This is a genomic window from Thalassotalea profundi (assembly GCF_014653195.1).
Classification (GTDB): domain Bacteria; phylum Pseudomonadota; class Gammaproteobacteria; order Enterobacterales; family Alteromonadaceae; genus Thalassotalea_B; species Thalassotalea_B profundi.
The window spans coordinates 1-16328 of record NZ_BNAH01000005.1; the positions used below are offsets into that span (position 1 = coordinate 1).

Annotated in this window: 17 protein-coding genes; 12 read left to right on the top strand and 5 right to left on the bottom strand. The window is 36.9% G+C overall.

The features are described 5' to 3' along the window. Window positions 1-119: 119 nt before the first annotated feature. Window positions 120-1004 (bottom strand): Mph(G) family macrolide 2'-phosphotransferase, encoded by an 885-nt coding sequence (locus IE155_RS07055; RefSeq protein WP_014386803.1) that lies wholly within the window; start codon window positions 1002-1004, stop codon window positions 120-122. A 4-nt stretch (window positions 1005-1008) separates the two neighbouring features. Continuing rightward, window positions 1009-2232 carry a macrolide efflux MFS transporter Mef(C) gene (gene mef(C) / locus IE155_RS07060; RefSeq protein WP_014386804.1) on the bottom strand — a complete coding sequence of 408 codons (1224 nt, stop codon included), beginning with the start codon at window positions 2230-2232 and terminating at the stop codon, window positions 1009-1011. Between the two features lie 469 nt (window positions 2233-2701). On the opposite strand from mef(C), the gene IE155_RS07065 reads away from it, so the two are divergent. Both IE155_RS07065 and IE155_RS07070 read left to right on the top strand, forming a co-directional pair. Then, complete coding sequence (locus tag IE155_RS07065; protein WP_229817119.1) at window positions 2702-3052, top strand: RidA family protein; 351 nt, start codon at window positions 2702-2704, stop codon at window positions 3050-3052. Window positions 3053-3105: 53 nt separating this feature from the next. Beyond that, window positions 3106-5058: a RecQ family ATP-dependent DNA helicase gene (locus IE155_RS07070; RefSeq protein ID WP_229817121.1), complete on the top strand. Its 1953-nt coding sequence runs from the start codon at window positions 3106-3108 to the stop codon at window positions 5056-5058. Between the two features lie 69 nt (window positions 5059-5127). Here IE155_RS07070 and IE155_RS07075 read toward each other — a convergent pair whose 3' ends face one another. Both IE155_RS07075 and ygfZ read right to left on the bottom strand, forming a co-directional pair. Beyond that, window positions 5128-5616 (bottom strand): FKBP-type peptidyl-prolyl cis-trans isomerase, encoded by a 489-nt coding sequence (locus IE155_RS07075; protein ID WP_189377551.1) that lies wholly within the window; start codon window positions 5614-5616, stop codon window positions 5128-5130. Between the two features lie 15 nt (window positions 5617-5631). Continuing rightward, window positions 5632-6579, bottom strand: a complete 948-nt coding sequence (ygfZ, locus tag IE155_RS07080) for a tRNA-modifying protein YgfZ (RefSeq protein WP_189377552.1) — start codon at window positions 6577-6579, stop codon at window positions 5632-5634. A 179-nt stretch (window positions 6580-6758) separates the two neighbouring features. Here ygfZ and IE155_RS07085 point away from each other — a divergent pair, with 179 nt between their 5' ends. Beyond that, window positions 6759-7010, top strand: a complete 252-nt coding sequence (locus IE155_RS07085) for an FAD assembly factor SdhE (RefSeq protein WP_189377553.1) — start codon at window positions 6759-6761, stop codon at window positions 7008-7010. Window positions 7011-7053: 43 nt separating this feature from the next. After that, window positions 7054-7497 carry a protein YgfX gene (locus tag IE155_RS07090; protein WP_229817123.1) on the top strand — a complete coding sequence of 148 codons (444 nt, stop codon included), beginning with the start codon at window positions 7054-7056 and terminating at the stop codon, window positions 7495-7497. On the opposite strand, the gene nadB is transcribed toward IE155_RS07090, so the two are convergent. After that, the gene (gene nadB / locus IE155_RS07095; RefSeq protein ID WP_189377555.1) at window positions 7463-9064 is read right to left on the bottom strand and encodes an L-aspartate oxidase; all 1602 of its coding nucleotides are present in this window, start codon (window positions 9062-9064) and stop codon (window positions 7463-7465) included. The genes IE155_RS07090 and nadB overlap by 35 nt on opposite strands. Window positions 9065-9267: 203 nt before the next feature. Between nadB and rpoE the strand changes: the two genes are divergently transcribed. The 8 genes from rpoE (at window position 9268) to era (ending at window position 16317) form a co-directional block, all read left to right on the top strand. Beyond that, the gene (gene rpoE, locus IE155_RS07100) at window positions 9268-9846 is read left to right on the top strand and encodes an RNA polymerase sigma factor RpoE (RefSeq protein ID WP_189377556.1); all 579 of its coding nucleotides are present in this window, start codon (window positions 9268-9270) and stop codon (window positions 9844-9846) included. A 32-nt stretch (window positions 9847-9878) separates the two neighbouring features. Then, entirely contained in the window at window positions 9879-10475 is a 597-nt protein-coding gene (locus IE155_RS07105; RefSeq protein ID WP_189377557.1) for a sigma-E factor negative regulatory protein, read from the top strand. Beyond that, on the top strand, window positions 10472-11428 hold the full coding sequence (locus tag IE155_RS07110) for a MucB/RseB C-terminal domain-containing protein (protein ID WP_189377558.1): 957 nt from the start codon (window positions 10472-10474) through the stop codon (window positions 11426-11428). The genes IE155_RS07105 and IE155_RS07110 overlap by 4 nt, the downstream gene beginning before the upstream one ends. After that, complete coding sequence (locus IE155_RS07115) at window positions 11425-11904, top strand: SoxR reducing system RseC family protein (protein WP_189377559.1); 480 nt, start codon at window positions 11425-11427, stop codon at window positions 11902-11904. The genes IE155_RS07110 and IE155_RS07115 overlap by 4 nt, the downstream gene beginning before the upstream one ends. An 88-nt stretch (window positions 11905-11992) precedes the next feature. Beyond that, entirely contained in the window at window positions 11993-13783 is a 1791-nt protein-coding gene (gene lepA / locus IE155_RS07120) for a translation elongation factor 4 (protein ID WP_189377560.1), read from the top strand. Window positions 13784-13793: 10 nt separating this feature from the next. Further along, window positions 13794-14714, top strand: a complete 921-nt coding sequence (lepB, locus tag IE155_RS07125; RefSeq protein ID WP_189377561.1) for a signal peptidase I — start codon at window positions 13794-13796, stop codon at window positions 14712-14714. After that, complete coding sequence (gene rnc, locus IE155_RS07130) at window positions 14714-15412, top strand: ribonuclease III (RefSeq protein ID WP_189377562.1); 699 nt, start codon at window positions 14714-14716, stop codon at window positions 15410-15412. The genes lepB and rnc overlap by 1 nt, the downstream gene beginning before the upstream one ends. Further along, a complete protein-coding gene (gene era / locus IE155_RS07135; protein ID WP_189377563.1) occupies window positions 15409-16317 on the top strand; it encodes a GTPase Era in 909 nt (302 codons plus the stop codon). Before rnc ends, era begins: the two co-directional genes overlap by 4 nt. Window positions 16318-16328: the final 11 nt, after the last annotated feature.

The following is a 16328-nucleotide window of genomic DNA, read 5'->3' on the forward strand; positions in this document are numbered from 1 at the left end:
CATCGCAGGGGTGTCGAAAGAGTCAACTGCGGTCCAAAGCTGTTGGACTTGGGTGAAAAGGGCGTTTATTCTTCCTATACGTTGACCCGATTAAGGTGTCAGCCCCTACTAAAAAAAATCTACTCAACACCTAACTGTAATTTTGCAGAACTAAGATGAATTTCATCTTGTGTTTCTAAAGCAAAATATCCATAAGCTAGAGGTGCGGCAGCAGCTCGTTCAACTGCTTGTTCAAACAGTTTATCCCATACTTCTCCACCTTGTTTTTCGTATGCCGCAATTAAATTTTTCAGACTTTCTTCACCGAAAACAGTAACGTGACCTGAAAAATCTTGTGCTATATCGCTGACTTGTGCAGTTGACCAATCAATAATTCCACAAACTTCTCCATTATGATGAGTAAGTGTATGACCTGCATACAAATCACCGTGAATGAATTTTGTAAAATTCGGCCATAAGGCATCATTATCCAGCCATTTTTGGTACCGAAGTTCTAATTCGGCATTTATCCCTAATTCAGATTTCACCAAAATCAATCTTTCAGAAATCTCATTTCTAACCTGTTCAGGTGTCAAAATTTTTAGATTATTACGAAGTACTTCTTCCGTAGGAATTGAATGAAGTTCTATAAGTGCTTTCGCTAATGATGGTATATAAAGGTCGTTTTCTTTAGACATATTCCAGGTTACTTCATAAGTCTCCGCATCATAAGTAAGTGCAGGTTTTCCATCGAGCAAAGGATAGGCTACCAGTTTTTCATTAGCTATACGCCAATCAGGAACTTGAACCGAAAGGTATTTCGACACCAATTGAAGAATGCGTTTCTCATTCGCAATCTGTTCGCCTAAGGTTGTTCTTCTTGGAATACGCAACAACCACTTTGTGCCATCCCTATCTGTAGCGAAACCAACCTTAAAATCAATTCCCATTTCATTAAAACTCATTTCATCCGAAAGAATTAACCCATTTCTTTCCGCTAATTTTTGAATATCTCTATTTTTCATTTTTTTAAATATTTTTGATTTTACCTAATTGCATTAAGTTGCGAGTGCTAAACGAAAGAATACCCACAAGGATTGCCAAACAACCGCTTATGATAAACGTAATGTTTACACCAATAACTTCTGCAATCAGGCCTGTGAATAATAAACCGATTACACTTGGCAAAACTGCCAAACTATAATAAAGTGAAAATACACGTCCTAATTTTTCAGGACTTACCTCTGTTTGTACAATTGCTGTAAAACAGCCATTGAAAACAGACAGGCTGATACCGCCAATGGCTGTTACCATCACAAATCCTACAAACCAACTTGCAGGTAATACACCACTCAAAATAAATGTAAGTCCCAATAATACATACATAACATTGACTGCGACTACTTTTGAGCCTTTCAATTTGAAAATACTCAGGATGACACCGCCAATAAGCATACCTCCGCCCCAAACCACTTCTACAATTCCTATCTCCCATTTTCCTCCTGCAAAATGCCCTGTTGTGAGCAACGGAAACATAATGGCAGCTGGCATTATAACAAAGGTTATCGCCATTGCATAAAGAAAAAGATAACGCAAACCTTTGTTTTTTGAAACAGTCTGAAACCCTTCCGAAAATTCTGTAGCAATAGAATGTGCAGACGATTTTGACTTCGCAACCACATTGGGAATTTTCACCATCACGAGTGAAAGAATAGCCAGCAATGCTCCAATCAAATCCAAGTACAATACTTTTGAAATAGGAAGATAAGCAATGGCTAATGTGCCAATGGCAGGACCACCAATCCTGCAAACCGAATGTAACACCTGATTAATTCCTGCTACCTTTATCAATTCATTTTGGGGTACAATCAGCGGAGCAATTGCCTGTAGTGCCGGAGCGTGAAAAGCATTACCAACAGAGCGTAAACCCAATAAAATGTATATCCATATAAGATTAACATTTTCATTTTGTAAAATGACGAGTAACAAAAGGGCACAGAGAGCTATAAAAGCATCCGAAAAAATCATTACATATTTACGATTGAGACGGTCAACATATACACCTGCTATTAAGCCTATCAATGCTTGAGGCAACATAGCTGCTATTCCTGCGTAGGCTAAAACTTCGGCTGACTTGTACTCCAGACTAAGCCATATAACAATAGCAAACTGAACAGCATAACTTGTAAGCATTGAAGCAAACTGTCCAGCCCATATAAACATATAGGTCTTAAACCATTTACGGTTTTCCATAAAAACTTGATTAAATTATACAACAAAATAATTGTAGCATAATACTAATAGAGTACTATACCATAAAAGTGGGTTTTGAAGAGAATTACCCTAATAATTATTTAATCCAAGGCTTTGCCACGTGTTGTATACTTTTTGGAAGTGAAGCCACAAAAGTACAAATTATTATCTCAAAAAATAAGCTATTTTATCAAAATTAAGCCCAGCAGCTAACATGAACTCGGGTCGCCCTCAAAGGGGACATGCCTGCTGAACAATAAAGCGACGCTCTTTTTTGCTATTTCACTTTATTTCTGTGTCGAAAGTACTCACTGACTAACGTCAGCTCCGTGCTATCTCCTTGAACTAAAGCGAACTATCGGCAAATAGCGTACTTTACTTTTATTTAGTTCAATAAAACCTCATCGTTGCATAGCGTTGGGGTTTTATTTTTTAAACATCTACATTATTAAAAAATTGAGAATTAACAATGATAATCGAAAGAATAGAAACCAACGCTCGAATGAGTAGAATCGTTAAACATAATGGTACTATCTATTTATGTGGGCAGGTTTGTGCTGATGCAACTAAAGACATTACTGAACAAACCCAAACTATGTTAGCGAAAGTAGAAACTTTACTTGAGCAAGCGGGGAGTTCGAAAGAACATATGCTTTCAGCTACTATTTACTTAAAAACAATGGATGACTTTGCTGCTATGAATGCCGTTTGGGATGAGTGGGTTCCTACTGGCTTTGCCTCAGCTCGGGCTTGTGTTCAAGCACCAATGGCGCGCGATGTATTACTTGTTGAAGTTTCCGTTATTGCGGCAGAAAAATAAGCAAGATATTCTGATAAAGTAACTTACATATATCAATACAAGTATGGAAAAATGTGAATAATTTTACCTCACAAAAGATAGCACAAACATTAATACAAACTTTTGGCTTTAATGAATTCAGGGAAGGGCAGGAGCAAACGATTTGTCAGCTCCTAAATGGTGATTCAAGTTTAGCTATTTTTCCTACAGGCTCTGGAAAATCGTTATGTTATCAACTCGCTGCTTTGCACCTACCTCATTTAACGTTAGTGGTGTCTCCCCTACTTGCACTGATGAAAGATCAACTTGAATTTTTACATAGTAAAGGAATTTCGGCAGCCAGTATTGATTCTAGTTTAACAGCTAATGAACACCAAGACGTCGTTAAAAAAGTTAAATCTGGAACAGTTAAAGTATTAATGGTGTCGGTTGAGCGTTTTAAGAACGAGCGTTTTCGACAACTTATTTCGTCAATACCTGTGTCATTATTAGTGATTGACGAAGCACATTGTATCTCTGAGTGGGGGCATAACTTTCGTCCTGACTATTTAAAACTACCTTATTATCAGCAACTGTTGAATATCCCCTTAGTGCTACTGTTAACTGCAACGGCGACGCCAAAAGTCAAACAAGATATGGCAAAGAAGTTTACCATCAGTGAGCCTCATATTGTACAAACGGGCTTTTATCGTTCAAATTTACAGCTATCAATACGCTCGGTAGCACAAGCTGACAAAGCGAATGTACTTTCTGAAATATTATCCCAAAATACAGGAGCAGCTATTGTTTATGTCACATTACAGCAAACAGCCGAGGAAGTTGCTAGTTTGCTTGAACGCCAGGGTTTTAGCGCTAAAGCTTATCATGCAGGATTAGAAAGTGAGTTACGAACCAAAATCCAAACAGAATTTATGCATGATAAAGTGCAAATTATTATCGCAACAATCGCTTTTGGAATGGGAATCGATAAAAATAATGTACGTACTGTAGTGCATTATGATCTACCAAAATCTATTGAAAATTACAGCCAAGAAATAGGTCGAGCCGGGCGCGATGGGTTAGCTTCAGACTGTATAACTTTCGCTGCAACAGCAGGACTTAACACCTTAGAAAACTTTATTTACGGTGATACACCTGAGTTATCAGGAATAGAATATGTATTGCAAAACATTAAAAATGAGCAATATAACAATCAATGGCAATTACAAGGTCTGTCGTTATCAACAGAAAGTAATATTAGACAATTACCGCTAAAAACCTTACTAGTCCAATTAGAATTATTGAATGTTGTTAAACCGTTATTTACCTATTTTGCTGATTTTAAATATAAATTGAATGTCAGTGAAAATGAAATAATTGAACAATTTTCAGGAGAAAGACAAGACTTTCTAAAAGCTATATTTTTAACAAGCCATAAAAAGAAAGTTTGGGCTGAACCCGATTTTGAAAAATTGATGCAATTTTATCAGTGTGATCGTGCACGTGTTGTGATTGCATTAGAGTATTTGTCAGATAAAGGGTTAATTACATTAGAAGCGAAAAAAGCAACAGAGGTCTTTAATGTTAACCTGCAGGCTTTAGGTAACAAAAATTTAGCACAGCAGCTTTTTGCTTATTTTAAAGAAAAAGAACAAAGCGAAATCGCACGAATTCATCGGCTGATAAGCTTTTTACAAAGCTCGCATTGTTTAACTTATGAGTTAGCTCAATATTTTGGCGATATAGAAGCACCAATCCATTGTGGTCATTGTTCTGTTTGTGATGGAAATATTATTACCTTAGCAGTTGATCAAATACCTTCATGGCCAAGTGATGAGGTGATCGTGATGTCATTAGAACAATTAAAGCGGCAATTAGCTGGAAAAACTAAAGCAGATTTAAGTCGGGTTAATTATTGTCGATTTTTAACCGGTATAACTGCACCAATGTTTGCTAGGCAAAAAGTACAACAACTATCTGGCTTTGCATTATGTGAAAAAATGCCTTTTAATCAAGTCTATGAAAAAATAGCTAAATTAGGCTTTTAATTAGTCTACTTTAGCTATTATTGTTTTCTACAAGTCTAAACTTAGGTTAATGTGAGTGCCCAACTTAGGTTAATGTGAGTGCCCACAACCGCCTTCGGCATGTACATGTCCATGAGCGAGTTCTTCTTCAGTGGCATCTCTTATTTCAAGTATTTCAACGTCAAACTCTAAATCGATACCTGCTAGTGGATGATTGCCATCAACAGTTATTTCGTCGTCAGTCATATCAATAACAATAACCGTTTGTTCACCTTCATCAGTTGTTGCACGTAGTTGTGTGCCCACCTCCAATTCTTCAATACTCTCAAACATTGCTTTTGGCACGGTTTGAACAAAACCATCGTGGCGTTCACCATAAGCATTTTCTGCGGCTACAGACACTTCAAATTTATCACCCACTACATGGTCAATTAGTGCGTCTTCGAGTCCCGGAATCAAATAGCCTGTTCCATAAATAATGGCTAAAGGGCTGTGATCATAAGAGCTGTCGATTAATGTGCCTTCGCTGTCAGATACGGCATAATGTAATACGACAACTTTATTCGGGGCTATTTTCATAATAATTCCTAACGTTTATTCTGGATTTAAAGAGTAGGGGAGAGGCATTAGCGTTAAAGATGATCCTTCCTGGCCTTTTACTCTGAATTTAGTTTGTGGATTTACATCGTTTGCTAACACGATTTGCACAAAAGCAAGTTCAGAATCTTGATAGCTAGCAATAACATCACCTGCTTTTCGCCAATTTTCACCTAATTGCATTTCAACTATATCGTTTACCGAAATAGGGCTACTTGTTTGTCCTTGTAAAGAGAACATGGCACGTTTGTTTTTTCCTAAATACTGCATACGGGCAACAGTTTCTTGGCCCAAATAACAGCCTTTTGTAAAGCTAATGCCATGAATAGCTTGTATGTTTAACATTTGTGGGACGTATTGATCAAGGTGTTCGCTTGATAAAAATGGAAAACCTTGACAAATTTCATGAAAAACCCAGAGACTATCATTAAGGATAGGCAAAGCTAATGATGTTAATAGCGGTGCTAAATTTTCACTGCGATCAATTAATAAGTAACGGGTTATATCACCTGCAATATAGATTAATGAAGTGGTACCTTCATTGACAACAGGGGTGATATTATCTGGGATTTGGCTAAAATGTTTTGATAATATTTCTTTAGCATTTTCAGCCACTAATCCATAAAAGCTAAACTGTTCGGAAGTTGTAATGTCAACTTTTGCAAAAACACCAAATTTCTTTAATTCTGCTAAGGAAGCGGGAATGGTCGCTTTGGGTTGTATTAGCAATAATTGTTGGTCTTTTTCTATTAACCGAAAACAACTAAGTACTTTACCTTTAGCGTTACAGTGTGCTCCATGTAGTAAGTTATGAGCGGAAAGCGCATTTACATCACAGGTTACCTGACCTTGTAAATATTTGACTTGCTCCTCGCCAACTAATGAAATTGCAGAAACGTTGTTGAGCTTTATAAGATAATTGTTGGGAATATTTGGAAGTTGCATAATATTAATGAGCTTTCTTATTTAAGTAAGGTTTAAGTATGGGCGAAAAAACTATTTTGCAAGTTTAGTTTAAGGGAAGTGATAATTTATCTGTTATTTCCCCTTTGATGCTAAAATACCATAGGTATAAATAGTGGTTTTTGTTAAAATAGATAAAAATAAGTTATTTAGGAATAATAATGACTGATGGAAAAGTAAAAGCAAGACTAAAATGGGCTTGCCGACGCGGGATGTTAGAATTAGATGTACTTTTTATCCCATTTGTAAATGAGGCTTATGATGATTTATCAGAACAAGATAAGCTAACATTTGAACGCTTGTTAACCTGCCAAGATCCTGAATTATTTGCTTGGTTTATGGGACATGAAGCTTGTGAAGACACTGAACTCAACGCAATGGTCCAATTTATACTTGGACGAGTCAAAGTATAAGATTACGGTAAATATTTCAGTCATAAACGCTGTATATTGGTCTGTGTTTACGTTGCTTAACGCATTGTTAGTTTTATTGTTATGGTCAACGTTTTATCCATTAAATAATATCACTCTGTTATTAGCTTTAAGTGTCATATTATATATTTGCTGGCGTGTTTTTGTTCTAAAAAAACAAAGTCAGTGTCAGTTATTTTATCAACTTGATGCAAAAGGGAACTGGCAAGAGGTTTATAACGATAGACAAATAGCGCATTGGCAAATTAGCGATAAGAGTCGAGTCGCATTATATGGTTGCTATTTAGTACTGATACCGATAGCTGAGCCTAATACCAATACGATGTTATCTAACAAAATAATAAATGATGGGACGCTTACTAAACAGCAATTTATTTTTAAAGATAGCTTGAGCATAGAAGACTATGCTCGTTTATGCAGAGTGATACGTCGAATTAATGTTGAGGGTGAACAGACGGTTTTAAAATAGTAGGAAGCGCTTGAGCAAGTTGATCGGGATAATCTAAAGTATAATGTAACCCTCTACTTTCCTTTCGCTCCATCGCACTACGAATAATGAGCTCTGCAACTTGTACTAAATTACGTAATTCTAATAAATTATTACTTACTTTAAAATTTTGGTAATAATCTTGTATTTCTCGTTGTAATAATTCAACACGATGCAACGCCCTTTCAAGGCGTTTTGTTGTTCTAACAATACCTACATAATCCCACATAAAGAGTCTAAGTTCATGCCAGTTATGCTGAATAACAACTTCTTCGTCAGAATCTGTGACACGACTTTCATCCCAATCAGGTAGTGTTAAATATTGTTGATTAGGCGGTATACTGTTTTCAATATCAAGAGCGGCAGCATGAGCGAAAACTAGGCATTCTAATAATGAATTACTCGCTAAACGATTGGCACCATGTAAGCCTGTATAAGTGACTTCACCAATGGCATAAAGGTTTTTAATATCAGTTAAGCCTTGTTGGTTAACTATTACTCCACCGCAAGTATAATGGGCTGCAGGAACAACAGGCATTGGTTGCTTAGTTATATCAATCCCTAATGATTGTGTTTTTTCATAAATAGTAGGGAAATGTTGTTTAATAAATTCGGGTGTTTTATGGCTGATATCAAGGTACATACAGTCAGCACCTAAACGTTTCATTTCAAAGTCAATAGCACGGGCAACAATATCGCGAGGCGCTAGTTCGGCACGTTCATCAAAACTAGGCATAAAACGACTACCGTCAGGACGACGTAAAATAGCGCCTTCACCGCGTAATGCCTCGGTTAATAAAAAATTTCCTGCTTTAGGGTGAAATAAGCAGGTAGGATGAAATTGATTAAATTCCATATTTGCAACACGACAACCTGCTCGCCAAGCCATAGCTACACCATCGCCGCTAGCAATATCAGGGTTAGAAGTATATTGGTATACTTTGCTGGCGCCGCCTGTAGCTAAAATTGTTTTATGGGCGAAAATAGATTCTACCTTTTCGGTATTTCGATTCCAAATATATGCACCAATACAGGCTTTATCAGTTTCTTTTTTCCGAATAAGGTCAATGGCATTGTATCGTTCAAATACACGAATACGGTTATGCTCTTTTACACGATCAACTAACGTTGTTTGTATAGCATGCCCTGTAGCATCAGCAGCATGAAGGATGCGTCTGTGACTATGTCCGCCTTCGCGTGTTAAGTGATAGCTATCCTCTCCTTGTTGATCTTCCTCTTTATCAAAGGCTACACCTTGCTGTATCAGCCATTGTAAGCATTTTTTTGCATTACTAGCGGTATAATTAACAATCGCTTCATCACATAAACCTGCTCCAGCAACTAAAGTGTCTTCAACGTGAGAAGCGATACTATCACTTTCGTCAAAAACGGCGGCAATTCCACCCTGAGCATACATTGTTGAGCCTTCACTAACGGCACTTTTACTTAATACAATAACATCAGAACTTTTAGCTAAATGTAATGCTAATGAAAGTCCTGCAGCGCCACTACCAATAATTAATACGTCACAGTTGTGTTGTTGATTCATAATTGAGTTGAATTAAGGTACTCTATAGAGAATTGAATATTAACTTTTATTATTGCTTCATAACAGTAATAAACCGCTAAATGTGTCATTTTTTAAATAATTTGTAATTATTTAGAACTTTTTGGTAAAAGCTTAGTCCTACTTTTAGCGTTTGCCATGAGCCAGATGTAAAGTTAAGTGGTTATTTAGGAGAATGGGCTCGGATGAGCGAACAAAATGTCGACCAGAAACTGGTTGAACGAGTACAACGTGGCGATAAAAATGCGTTTAATTTGTTGGTGACAAAATATCAACATAAAGTAGCTAATTTGGTCTCACGTTATATAAAAAACCAAAGTGATGTACCTGACGTAGTACAAGAAGCCTTTATAAAAGCTTACCGTGCTTTACCTAACTTTAGAGGAGATAGTGCATTTTACACTTGGTTATATCGTATAGCAGTAAATTGTGCGAAAAATCATTTAGTGGCAGGAAATCGTAAGCCACCGGGTTCAGATATTGAAATTGAAGATGCAGAGATTTATGATGAGGGTGATGCATTAAGAGAAAACGCTTCACCTGAAAAGTTATTGTTAACTCAAGAAATTAAAAGAATTATTTTTAGCACTATTGAACAGTTACCGGAAGATTTACGTACAGCAATTAATTTACGGGAACTGGAAGGGCTAAGTTATGAAGAGATAGCTGTAATTATGGAATGTCCAGTAGGTACTGTGCGTTCACGAATTTTCAGAGCACGGGATGCTGTGGATAAAAAAATTAAACCTTTATTACAACGATAATGTTGTCAATGAAGAAAATTTAAGGTGTGTATATGAGCGAAAGTAAGTTTGAAACAGTTTCATCGTTAGTTGACGGATATAAAATAAATGATGAAGCTTTTGAACAAACAATGAATGACGGCGAGATGTCTGAAGCGTGGAACAATTACCAGCTTATTGGTGATGTATTGCGTGATGAAGTTAAAGGCCTAATTACTGACGATATATCAAACCAAATAGCACAGGCTATTGCTGATGAACCGACTGTTTTAGCTCCGAAACCTTCTGAGAGTTTTTCACAAGCGGTAAAAGCTAAAGTTGTTAAGTTTGCTAAACCTTTTGGTCAAATGGCGATTGCAGCTTCTGCGGCTGGGCTAATGGTGATTGGTGTACAACAAAATGTTGCTCAAAATGAAACGTTTATACCTAATCAGGTGTTAAAAACAACACCGCTTGGTGGAATTGCTGAACCTGTTAGTTTAAACTTTCAAAGTCAGAACTCTGATCGTAATGCACAAGAAAAAGCTTTTGCTGAGCAGCAACGTCGTTTTCAAGCACTACTTCATGATCATGAGCAACAAATTAAACTAACTGCGTTAGTGAATACACCTAAACAACCGGAAAAAAAGGCTGAAGAAACGCCTAAATGAAATTAATAATTAGTTTTTTAGTAGCGGTAGGTATCAGCTTACCGCTATGGGCAGAAGAACAGGCCCAACTTTCTCTTAATGCCTTATCTCACTCTATTAAAACTCTAAATTTTAGTACTTCATTCGTCGTTGTAAAAAACAATGAAGCAGAGCCTTATCATTGGTTTCATGGGGTTAATGAAGAAGGTGAAGAACTTGAAATTTTATCTTTATTAAATGGAGCAAGACGAGATATTTTACGAAAAGGAAATATTGTTAGTTATATAGAGCCAGAGTTACCCCCTTATTCTATTTTCTCAAATGATATAAAGGGGCCAATTCCGAGTATTTTTGCTCAAGACTTTACACTTCTAGAAAGTAGCTATGATTTTATTTCTGTTGGGCGAAGTCGTGTACTGGGTCGAACAGCGCAATTAGTGCGTATAGTGTCTAAAGATGCACATCGTTATGGGCATTGGGTATGGTTGGATCAGGAGACTGGACTTTTACTAAAACTTGTTATTGCAAATAGAGCCGGACAATTATTGGAGCAGGTACAATTTACTCACCTCGATATTTCCGATGTACCGGCAGATAGTTTAGTACAATTACAAGATACTGAACTTCCTAAGGTGCTTGAAGTACCAGATGATTACGAACAACCTACTCTTTCTTGGCAGGTAAAATGGTTGCCTCAAGGTTTTGAATCTATAAGTACTAATAGACATCGTATTACATTAACTAAGCAACCTGTAGAATTCATGATGTTTAGTGATGGTCTTGTTGATATTTCTGTTTATGTTAGCCCAAGTAATGTTAGACAACGAGCTGTTGAGTTTTTGATGGATGGCGCAACAGTTGCACTCAATCAAGTTAACAATGGTTTTGAAGTAAGCGTCGTTGGTAAAATACCCTCACAAACAGCTAAGGCCATAGCTGACTCTGTTGCGTTAATGACGAATCCCCCTAAATGATTGAAGAGAGTGCACGAGTAACTTCTGTAAGTGATAAAAATCAGATTACAGTGGTTAGTGAGATAAAATCGACTTGTAGTAGTTGTCAGCAGGTTGATACCTGCGGCAGTGGGCAAGTTGCTAAAGCATTTCCGACAAAGAAATTAGCACTTGAGTTAACCTGTCATTTACCTGTTAAAGTAGGTGATCATGTCGTATTAGGATTATCAGAAAAAGCGTTGTTATCTACTGCTTGGCAGGTATACTGCTGGCCACTATTCGGTCTACTTCTTTTTTCATACTTTGGACAATGGCTAGTAAGTGAGCAACTTTTAGCTCATGAAATTTTAGCAATAATCTTAGGGGCGTTTGGCGGTTATCTGGGATTTACCTTCGCAAAAAAACATCAAGAAAAATCAATAAGTCAGAAAGCATTAGCTCCTGTTGTGTTAAGAATCGAGCCCAAAAAGGTTTTTGTAACAGAAATAACTGAGTAATAGTGAACAAAAGATAGCCCCAAGGCGCTAAATTCGTTAAAATCTGGCCATTATTGAATTAGTAACAGCTTGAATTGAATTTTCTTCTATGAAACATATCCGAAATTTTTCCATTATTGCCCATATTGACCATGGTAAATCAACCTTGTCTGATCGCTTGATCCAACATTGTGGAGGGTTACAAGACCGTGAAATGGCAGCTCAAGTGCTCGATTCAATGGATATTGAGCGTGAACGTGGCATTACCATTAAAGCACAAAGTGTCACTTTAGATTATAAAGCGAAAGATGGTCAGGTATATCAACTGAATTTCATTGACACTCCTGGTCATGTTGATTTTTCTTATGAAGTATCCCGCTCTTTAGCCTCTTGTGAAGGAGCTTTACTTGTTGTAGATGCTGGCCAAGGCGTAGAAGCTCAAACAGTTGCCAATTGCTATACCGCAATAGAAATGGACCTAGAAGTCATTCCAATCTTAAATAAAATTGATTTACCACAGGCTGATCCAATTCGAGTAAGTGAAGAAATTGAAGATATCATAGGCATTGATGCTACCGATGCAGTGACTTGTTCAGCAAAAACCGGTCTTGGTATTGAAGATGTATTAGAGTCAATTGTCGCCAATATACCACCGCCAGTAGGTGATCCTAATGCTAATTTACAAGCGTTAATTATTGATTCATGGTTTGATAATTATCAGGGGGTTGTTTCTCTTGTTCGCGTCATAAATGGCGAAATTAAGAAAGGCGATAAAATGGTCGTTATGTCAACTGGACAATCTCATATTATTGATAAAGTTGGTATTTTTACTCCGAAACAGCGTGACACTGGAATATTAAAAACAGGTGAAGTAGGTTTTATCATAGCGGGTATCAAAGAAATCCATGGTGCGCCTGTAGGTGATACTTTGACGTTATTTAAACGTGAAGCAGAAAAGCCATTGCCCGGTTTTAAGAAAGTACAGCCGCAAGTATATGCTGGTATTTTCCCAATTAGCTCAGATGATTATGACAACTTTCGTGATGCGCTAAATAAACTAAGTCTTAACGATGCTTCATTATTCTTTGAACCGGAAAATTCATCAGCACTAGGTTTTGGATTCCGTATCGGCTTTCTAGGCATGTTACATATGGAGATTGTTCAAGAACGTCTCGCTCGTGAATATGATCTTGATTTAATTACGACTGCACCCACAGTGAATTATGAAATTGCCTGCACTAATGGTGATATTCTATCTATTGATAACCCAAGTGATTTACCCCCTATTAATAATATTGATGAAATTAGAGAGCCGATTGTACAGGCTAATATACTAGTGCCACAAGCGCATTTAGGGAATGTGATTACCTTATGTATTGAAAAACGCGGTATACAAAAAGATATTATTTATCATGGTAATCAAGTTGCTGTAACTTATGAGTTACCTATGGCTGAAGTCGTCATGGATTTCTTTGATAAATTAAAATCTACTAGTCGTGGTTATGCATCTTTAGATTATCATTTTGTACGCTTTGAAGCTGCAGATATGGTGCGAGTAGATGTTATGATAAATGGTGATCGTGTTGATGCATTAGCAATGATCACTCATCGCAATAATTCAGTTTCTCGTGGTCGCATGTTAGTTGAAAAGCTAAAAGAACTTATTCATCGTCAGATGTTTGATATTGCGATACAGGCAGCTATTGGGAACAATGTTATCGCACGAACTACCGTTAAACAATTACGTAAAAATGTAACAGCTAAGTGTTATGGTGGTGATATATCACGTAAGAAAAAACTGCTTCAAAAACAAAAAGATGGTAAAAAGCGAATGAAGCAAGTAGGTAACGTAGAAGTACCGCAAGAAGCTTTTCTTGCCGTACTAAAACTGGACAAGTAATAGGATAATTATGGCCGTTTATTTCTCAATAATTTTAGTCTTTATCACCGTAGTTTCAGGTATTATATGGCTTGCAGATAAGTTTTATTTAGCACCACAGCGACAATTAAAGTTAGCGACAGCACAAAAACAATGTGAAGGTGAGCTAAGTCCTGAGATATCCGATAAAATATTAGAGGCCCCTTTTTTTATTGATACACCAGTACAAATTTTTCCTGTTATCGCCTTTGTACTTATACTTAGATCATTTATTTATGAGCCGTTTCAAATTCCGTCTGGTTCAATGATGCCAACGTTATTAGATGGTGATTTTATATTAGTAAATAAATTTAACTATGGTTTACGAGATCCTGTAGCTCGCAAAAAATTTGTTGATATTGGTTTACCAGAACGCGGTGATGTTATCGTTTTTAAATATCCTGTAGAGCCGACTATTGATTATATTAAACGTGTCATTGGTTTACCTGGTGACAGAGTTATTTACCGCAATAAATCTCTATATATTAAACCTGTGTGTTTACCAACAGATACTCAATGTCCAGAATTTGAGCAAGTAGAAACGACGTTAGTCAATAAAGGTGAATATAGCGATGGCCCCGTTGGTTTAACTCGCTATACCTCCAATATGCCCAATAAGACGCATGATATTTTAGTCAATGATGAAATTATACCGCGTACACCACTTTATTTTAAACAAAATGGTACTAAGCGAGATGAGTTTGTTGTGCCTGAAGGTCACTATTTTGTTATGGGTGATAATCGTGATAATAGTGCTGACGGTAGGTTTTGGGGCTTTGTACCTGAAGAAAACTTAGTTGGAGAGGCTGTAGCTATTTGGATGAGCTTTGATTTTGAGCGTACAGAAGAAGATATGTTACCTAGATGGGTACCTACAGGCATTCGATTTGGGCGTTTAGGTAGTATTCAATAATGAAAGTCGATGAAGAGTTGGCGTTAGCTCGACTAAGTAAAAAGATTGGTTATCAATTTTCTGATAAAGCTTTATTGCTACAAGCGCTTACTCATCGAAGTGCCAAAGGAAATCATAATGAACGTCTTGAGTTTTTAGGTGACTCTATTTTAGGTTTTACTATAGCACAAAAACTATACGAACAATTTCCTAAAGTTAACGAAGGAGATTTAACTCGAATGCGTTCGAGTTTGGTTAAAGGTGTTACATTAGCAGAAGTTGCACGTAGCTTTGAGCTTGGTAATTACCTAATTCTTGGACCTGGCGAATTAAAAAGTGGGGGCCACCGTAGAGAGTCTATTTTAGAAGATGCCGTAGAAGCAATTATTGGCGCCGTTTATGTAGATTCAGATATTGAAACTTGTCGCAGCTTAATTTTAGAATGGTTTGAAAGTCGTTTAGCGCAAATTCAGCCGGGACAAGCACAAAAAGATCCTAAAACACGCTTGCAAGAATACTTACAAGGTCGAAAAATTGACTTACCGTTATATGAAGTAATTGACACTAGTGGTCAATCTCATAACCAAGAATTTACTGTTCGTTGCACTACCGAAGTGCTTGATAAAGATGTTATCACTAAAGGTTCTAGTAGACGAAAAGCTGAACAGTCAGCAGCAAAGCAAGTATTAACACTATTAAAGGCGGATAAAGGTAAATGACAACAGAAAAGTATTGCGGCTTAATTGCAATTGTTGGGCGACCAAATGTTGGTAAGTCTACCTTGTTAAATGCCTTGTTAGGTCAAAAAATTAGTATTACATCACGTAAGCCTCAAACCACTCGTCATAGAATATTAGGTATATTAACAGAAGATAATTATCAGGCCGTGTTAGTTGATACTCCAGGGCTACATGGAGAAGAGAAGCGTGCCATCAACAGATTAATGAATCGGGCTGCAGCAAGCTCTATTGCCGAAGTAGAATTAATTTTATTTTTAGTAGAGGGCACAAACTGGACACCGGATGACGAATTAGTGCTGAATAAAATTAAGAAAAGTGGTGCTCCATGTATTTTAGTGGTTAATAAAAGCGATAATGTACAAGATAAAGAAGAGCTTTTACCACATTTACAAAAATTGGGTAGCATGCATAACTTTAAAGATATTGTGCCTATTTCTGCTAGTAAAGGTGATAATGTTGATACGATAAAAAACATGTGTTTATCGGCGTTACCACAGGGCGATTTTTGGTTTCCTGAAGATTATATTACCGATCGTTCTAGCCGGTTTATGGCATCAGAAATTATTCGTGAGAAATTAATGCGCTTCACTGGAGACGAATTACCATATTCCACAACTGTTGAAATAGAACAGTTTAAAGTGGATGATAAAGGAATATTGCATATTAATGCATTAATTTTGGTTGAGCGTAGTACACAAAAGCGCATGGTTATCGGTAATAAAGGTGAACGTTTAAAAACGATTGGTCAAGAGGCTCGCCGTGATATGGAAGAGTTATTTGATCAAAAAGTATTTTTAGAAAGTTGGGTGAAAGTAAAATCAGGCTGGGCTGACGATGAGCGAGCATTGCGTAGTTTAGGCTATGGCGATGATTACTCGGGTTAATATCGATTTGG